This window comes from Sphaerospermopsis kisseleviana CS-549 (assembly GCF_028329225.1).
Taxonomy (GTDB): Bacteria; Cyanobacteriota; Cyanobacteriia; order Cyanobacteriales; family Nostocaceae; genus Sphaerospermopsis; species Sphaerospermopsis kisseleviana.
In genome coordinates this window covers 1-7,014 of record NZ_JAQMTI010000163.1, presented here as the reverse complement: position 1 = coordinate 7,014, position 7,014 = coordinate 1, and the positions used below count along the sequence as shown (strand labels likewise).

At 37.6% G+C, this 7,014-nt stretch carries 4 protein-coding genes, 2 pseudogenes and 1 CRISPR repeat array; of the genes and pseudogenes, 5 read left to right on the top strand and 1 reads right to left on the bottom strand.

Annotated features, from left to right (window positions below; translation table 11 throughout):
• Positions 1-143: 143 nt before the first annotated feature.
• The 4 genes and pseudogenes from PN497_RS13670 to PN497_RS13655 form a co-directional block, all read left to right on the top strand.
• A pseudogene (locus PN497_RS13670) lies at positions 144-443 on the top strand (all-trans-retinol 13,14-reductase); the annotation flags it as partial.
• Positions 444-700: 257 nt separating this feature from the next.
• Positions 701-1,003, top strand: coding sequence for a type II toxin-antitoxin system HigB family toxin (locus PN497_RS13665; RefSeq protein ID WP_096567090.1), 303 nt, complete (start codon positions 701-703; stop codon positions 1,001-1,003).
• Positions 984-1,397 carry a helix-turn-helix domain-containing protein gene (locus PN497_RS13660; RefSeq protein WP_096567088.1) on the top strand — a complete coding sequence of 138 codons (414 nt, stop codon included), beginning with the start codon at positions 984-986 and terminating at the stop codon, positions 1,395-1,397. The genes PN497_RS13665 and PN497_RS13660 overlap by 20 nt, the downstream gene beginning before the upstream one ends.
• Positions 1,398-1,407: 10 nt before the next feature.
• Positions 1,408-1,667: pseudogene (locus PN497_RS13655) on the top strand (type II toxin-antitoxin system HicB family antitoxin).
• 147 nt (positions 1,668-1,814) lie between these two features.
• On the opposite strand, the gene PN497_RS13650 reads toward PN497_RS13655, so the two are convergent.
• Positions 1,815-3,122 (bottom strand): glutamate-5-semialdehyde dehydrogenase, encoded by a 1,308-nt coding sequence (locus PN497_RS13650; RefSeq protein WP_096567086.1) that lies wholly within the window; start codon positions 3,120-3,122, stop codon positions 1,815-1,817.
• A gap of 138 nt (positions 3,123-3,260) precedes the next feature.
• A CRISPR array of direct repeats spans positions 3,261-5,038; the repeat unit is 37 nt; unit sequence GTTTCAATCCCTAATAGGGATTATTGTAAATTGCAAT.
• A 336-nt stretch (positions 5,039-5,374) separates the two neighbouring features.
• Here PN497_RS13650 and PN497_RS13645 point away from each other — a divergent pair.
• A complete protein-coding gene (locus PN497_RS13645; protein WP_096567082.1) occupies positions 5,375-6,841 on the top strand; it encodes an aldehyde dehydrogenase family protein in 1,467 nt (488 codons plus the stop codon).
• Positions 6,842-7,014: the final 173 nt, after the last annotated feature.

Sequence of the window (7,014 nt, the reverse complement as noted above, 5' to 3'; positions counted from 1 at the left end):
TTCGCGTCAGCAATAGTCTCAATTCAATACTTGATATCACCGTATTATATATCAAGTAGTTGATTTTTTCCTAAAAATATATTGATTTTTGTCAATATAAGTATAGTTTTGTCTATGAAATTGTCAACTTAGGACTTGCTCAACGTTACCGTCAGGAATTAGAAAACATTACCCCTACTGGTGCTAAGGAATTTCAACAGTTTGAACAGCGTCTTTTGGGACTTTACGACGCAATGAAAGATATTCCCACCATAGCATTGCGGGCTGATTGGTAAGTCATACCCCTATTGTTACAACGTTATTTACCTTCTTTGGGTAAAATGTTGTTAAATTTGCCAATTGTGCAATCTTCTGTTGGTAGTGTGATGGATGCTACCATTAAAGACCTTTGGGTAAGGCGACTAATTGACCTGGAATGCTTTTTATTATCAGGTTTAAAGGCATTTTAAGCTGTTACACAGCTAAATTGTATAATCCTAATATTCTGAACTCTTGTTTAACAGGCAAGATGCCTGTTCCACTTATACAAATTAAATGCACAACAGCTTATCTTTTGGCACTACTATTAACAAAATCTCCTATCATAACATAAAATGAATTCTGAAAGAGGTCTATTCTGTAATTTTGCGGAAAACTATTGTAGTTGGGTAAAAATGTCGTTACTTGTAAGTTAGAGGTAAAAATCATGAAATAAATATTTATGCACATTATCACCCGTCGGACACTTTCCGAATTTTGGCAAAAGCACCCTAACTCACAAACTAGCTTGCAATCATGGTATAAAATTACATTAAAAGCTGAATGGCAAAATTTTGTAGAGTTACGTCAAAGTTTTCCTTCTGCTGATCAAGTTGCTAATCTCACTGTTTTTAACATTGGCGGTAATAAATATCGGCTTATTGTGCTGGTAAAGTACAATTCTCAAAAAGTTTTTATCCCTCATGTCCTCACCCATGCAGAATATGATCAGGAGGACTGGAAAAATGACCCTTGGAATACGTAACAACAACGCTTATCTTGAATTACTTAAATCTTTCCCCCCTCGTCCAATTACTTCTGAGGAGGAATTTTTTGCTACACAAAAGGTTATCAATTTTTTGATTGATAAAGGTGAATTAACTCCTGATGAAGAAGATTATTTAGATGTTTTAGGTACTCTAGTTTATGAGTACGAAGAAAAGCAAAATACCATACCCGATATTTATGGTGTGGAGTTACTGCAAGCGTTGATAGATGAATTTAATGTGCAGCAAAAGGACTTAGTTCCTATTTTTGAAACTGAGGCGATTTTATCTAAAGTTTTGAGGAAAGAGCGTCTTTTAACTGTTGATCATATTCACAAACTTGCGGAGTTTTTTCATATTTCGCCGGCTGCGTTTTTTGAATCAGTTAGTTAGATGTAGATGAATAAAATATACAATAATTATTCAATGGTCTGAGGAAGATAAATGTTATGTAGTTTCACTGCCTGATTTTACTAATGTCATGCAGCCTTGTACTCATGGGGAAACTTATGAGGAGGCTTTTAAAAATGCTCAGGAGGTGTTAGAAATGTTGGTTGAATGTTGGTTGAATCTTGTTTGGCTGATGGTGAACCTCTTCCCGAAGCACAAGTTTTAGGCAAGTCTTTGAAGGTGGCTCAAACCCTAATTAGTCAGGTAAAGTAGGTGTTTTTTATCATCACACCTGATAGCGAGGATAAATCACGGAGCAACAGACAAAACTTTGATTTGTTATCAATCCATACAGTTGGAATTTGTTTGTTTACCAGATATTTATCATCGCTATTTTCTTTAATTTTATTTTCTTTAATTTTATTCCAAATCTCGATGTGTAAATGATTTCGCATTAGCACCAGTGTAGGTTTTCACAATATGACCATCACCACACATTTGATATTTATAAGTTACTAAACCCTCTAAACCCACAGGTCCACGGGGTGGCATTTGTTGGGTACTAATTCCCACTTCTGCACCAAAACCATAACGAAAACCATCAGCAAAACGAGTAGAACAATTATGATAAACTCCTGCTGCATTTACTAATGCTTGAAAAGTTGCTGCTGCTGTTAAATCTTCCGTAACAATGGCTTCTGTGTGCCGAGAACCATATTCACTAATATGATTTATTGCTGCTTCCAAAGAATCAACAATTTTCATGGCTAAAATTAAATCACTGTATTCTGTTTCCCAATCAATTTCTGTTGCTAAATCAATCTGAGGTAAAATTTTTAAAGTGCGTTCATCACCTCTTAATTCTACATTTTGCGCTTGCAAAGCCTCAGCAACTTTGGGTAAAAATTCCCCAGCAATACTACTGTGAACTAATAAAGTTTCAATAGCATTACAAGCCGCAGGATATTGAGTTTTAGAATCTACAGTTATACTAATTGCTTTCTCAAAATCAGCCGCTTGATCTATATAAAGATGACAAATACCATCGGCATGACCTAAAACGGGAATGCGAGTATTTTCTTGAACAAACCTGACAAAAGAATTAGAACCTCTGGGAATAATTAAATCTACATATTTATCTAATTTTAAAAGTTCTAATATTTCTGATCTTGTTGTTAACAATTGCACGGCATCGGGGTTAACAGCAGTATTAGATAAACCTTTTTTAATGGCTTTAACTATCGCTTCACAAGAACGTAAAGCTTCTTTTCCACCTTTGAGAATGACACCATTACCGGATTTAATGGCTAAAGAAACAATTTGAATAGCTGCTTCGGGACGCGCTTCAAAAATAATCCCTAAAACACCCAAAGGGCAAGTAATACGTTTAAGAATTAAACCACTATCAATTTCTCGGTGAATTTGGACTTTACCAACAGGATCATCTAACTTAGCAACATCACGCACACCAGCGATCGCATCTCTTAATTTATGTTCATCTAACTGCAAACGTTTATAAAGAGGTTTAGCAATACCTTCCGCCATAGCTGCTTCACAGTCAGCCACATTAGCAGCCAATATTTCATCCTGAGCAGATTCTAAAGCTAGAGCGATCGCATTAATCGCTTGATTTTTCTCCTCAGTAGCAAGTACACCCAACCTACTAGCAGCTAAACGGGTTTTTTGGGCAATTTCAGTTAAACCAGAAACAACTTGTACGGTATTCATCACAAAAATATATTTACACTATAACAATCTTAATATTCTTTGGGCATTGGGTTATTCATCCTCCCAGTCACCAATCACCAATCACCAATCACCGTAAATTGCAATGATAACGCAGTCGCGAGCTTCCCTCTCGCACAAGTTTCAATCCCTCATAGGGATTATTGTAAATTGCAATCTCAATCATCTGTAACATAGCCGCAGTCTTACCAGTCCCCAGTTTCAATCCCTAATAGGGATTATTGTAAATTGCAATTTCTGATAGGTCAAAGTGGCGAAGTAGGGAAAAATGGATGGTTTCAATCCCTAATAGGGATTATTGTAAATTGCAATCATTAGTTCTCCCCTAATACCATTTGTCTGTTGTCTCCAGTTTCAATCCCTAATAGGGATTATTGTAAATTGCAATTCAATTGACTTTACAGGCGAAGTTGTACGAGTAGTGTTTCAATCCCTAATAGGGATTATTGTAAATTGCAATAAATCTCGTTGAATTAGCAGGTATCTGCAATAATGGCGGTTTCAATCCCTAATAGGGATTATTGTAAATTGCAATCTACCTAAGTCAGAAGTAGCATCATGTTCAAATGGTTTCAATCCCTAATAGGGATTATTGTAAATTGCAATCTTTAATATTTCTATCTTGATTTTCATGCAGAGTTTCAATCCCTAATAGGGATTATTGTAAATTGCAATACCGCGAAAAGTTCGCATTCCATAGCCACTGGTGTTTCAATCCCTAATAGGGATTATTGTAAATTGCAATCTCGATGCTGTCTTTGATTATCTGACCTAATCTTTCTGTTTCAATCCCTAATAGGGATTATTGTAAATTGCAATGAAGTAGCATCAGCCAAAAAATACTTCGCAGTTAAGTTTCAATCCCTAATAGGGATTATTGTAAATTGCAATATATACAAGAGACAGCGACATTAGTTCAACTAATGTTTCAATCCCTAATAGGGATTATTGTAAATTGCAATAATGGTAAGGCTGGTCGAACTTGTAGGATCAAATTACACGTTTCAATCCCTAATAGGGATTATTGTAAATTGCAATGGATCTATATACCCACATCCTACCCTTATCCCACGTTTCAATCCCTAATAGGGATTATTGTAAATTGCAATAGGAGAGATGCTATCAAGCATCTTTTATTAGAAGTTTCAATCCCTAATAGGGATTATTGTAAATTGCAATAATCATGCTTTCTTTCAACCCCAAGCACCTAGCACGTTTCAATCCCTAATAGGGATTATTGTAAATTGCAATAAACACTGCTGACTGCTTTACAAGAAAGCATGGCGTTTCAATCCCTAATAGGGATTATTGTAAATTGCAATTCTCTGGGAGTTCTTAAGCACCTGATAAGTGGGTAGTTTCAATCCCTAATAGGGATTATTGTAAATTGCAATCAGAGGGAGATATTTATATTGTTCCCGCAAATGCGTTTCAATCCCTAATAGGGATTATTGTAAATTGCAATCTTGGCAGCGTTACAAACAGTACAAAGATAGAGAGTTTCAATCCCTAATAGGGATTATTGTAAATTGCAATAAAAATAAGCTCAAATCTAAAACCCAACAGTTAGCAGTTTCAATCCCTAATAGGGATTATTGTAAATTGCAATAGCACTTGTTTCTTAGCTTTCAGTAGTTCTGTTGCTGTTTCAATCCCTAATAGGGATTATTGTAAATTGCAATGGATTTAGAAGGTAGCAATATAGAAGGAAAGGAAATGTTTCAATCCCTAATAGGGATTATTGTAAATTGCAATTTTTATAGTCTCCATGTGGACTGTTAAATTTACCAGTTTCAATCCCTAATAGGGATTATTGTAAATTGCAATTGTAGACAGAAGTAAACAAATAGGCTACACTCATGTTTCAATCCCTAATAGGGATTATTGTAAATTGCAATAGCGGCATCCTGAAAGCCTATCTATATTTAGTTTTCAAGGTTCGATTGCGCGAGTGATTCTATCATAGTCCATTTCAGGAATCGTGTCAAGAGCAAAAAACACCCAAACCCAGTCTGTGTAAGGTGCGCGGGTGGGTGGAAAAGCGGAATAACCCCAAAGTCAAGCCTATCAAGAGATACAGCCATTTTTTTACAGCACCAATTTTTTACACCCACCCATCCGCGCAAAACACCTGCAAATGTAAACATATATAAAAGATTTAGCCGTAATTGTGTAACTCCTGGAACCAATTTAATAGCATTTAACAAAAAGCCTTAAAATTTTAGGAGGGTCTGATGGTTACAGCAACAAGACCACAACCACAGGTGAAAATAGGTCCTACCCAACTGCTAATAAATAATGAATGGGTGGAAAGTGTCAGCAAGAAAAAATTTGCTACCATTAACCCCGCTACGGGTGAGGTAATTTGTGAAGTAGCAGAAGCAGATGCAGCGGATGTAGATAAGGCAGTACAAGCAGCGAGAAAGGCTTTTAATGGCGAATGGCGGCAAATTTCTGCGACTGCAAGAGGTAATTTACTTTACAGGTTAGCAGATTTAATCGAGGAAAATCTTGATGAACTGGCACGTTTAGAAACTCTCGATAATGGTAAACCTATCAATGATTCTGTAGGGGATATAGAATCAGTTATTGCCTGTTATCGTTATTATGCAGGTTGGGCTGATAAGGTACAGGGTAAGACTATTCCTATTAATGGTCCTTATTTCTGTTACACTCGCCATGAACCAGTGGGAGTTGTTGGTCAAATTATACCTTGGAATTTCCCCTTATTGATGCAAGCTTGGAAATTAGCCCCAGCTTTAGCAACGGGTAATACTGTGGTGATGAAAACTGCGGAACAAACGCCTTTATCAGCGTTGCGGGTGGGTGAGTTAATTGTGGAAGCGGGTTTTCCTGCTGGTGTGGTCAATATTTTATCAGGATATGGACCCACTGCGGGGGCGGCGATCGCATATCATCATGATATTGATAAAGTTGCTTTTACTGGTTCAACTGAAGTCGGCCATTTAATTATGGAAGCGGCTGCAAAAAGCAACCTGAAACGGGTAACTTTAGAATTAGGTGGCAAAAGTCCTAACATTGTTTTTGCTGATGCTAACATAGATGCCGCTATTCAAGCCGCCCATGAAGCGATATTTTTTAATCAAGGACAATGCTGTTCTGCTGGTTCTCGCTTATTTGTGGAAGCAAAAATTTATGATGAGTTTGTGAATAGAAGTGTAGAAATAGCCAGACAGCGTACAGTCGGCGATCCTTTTGACCCCAACACCCAACAAGGACCCCAAGTAGACCAGGAACAATTTAACCGAGTCATGAGTTATATTGAATCAGGTCAACGGGAAGGGGCGCAGATGCTTTATGGTGGTGACAGGGTGGGAGACAGAGGTTATTTTATTACCCCGACAGTGTTTGCAGATGTCCGCGATGAGATGAAAATTGCCCAGGAAGAGATTTTTGGACCCGTGATGAGTATCATCAAATTTGAAGATGTGGAAGAAGTGATCCAACGGGCAAATAATACCATGTATGGTTTAGCGGCGGCGGTGTGGACACAGGATATCACCAAAGCCCATGCGATCGCTAACAATGTCCGTGCAGGTACGGTGTGGGTAAACTGTTATGATGTATTCGATGCAGCCGCACCCTTTGGCGGTTTCAAACAGTCGGGTATGGGTAGAGAACTGGGAGAATACGGTTTACAGCAATATACAGAGATTAAAACTGTGACAGTAAAATTGTAACTTTTGATTGGTAATGGGTAATTGGTAATGGGTAATTGGTAATGGGTAATGGGTAATGGGTAATGGGTAATGGGTAATGGGTAATTGGGAATTGGGAATAAATAATTATCTATTAACTGTCCCCAGTCCCCAGTCCCCAGTCCCCAGTCACCAGTCCCCAGTCCCCAGTCCCC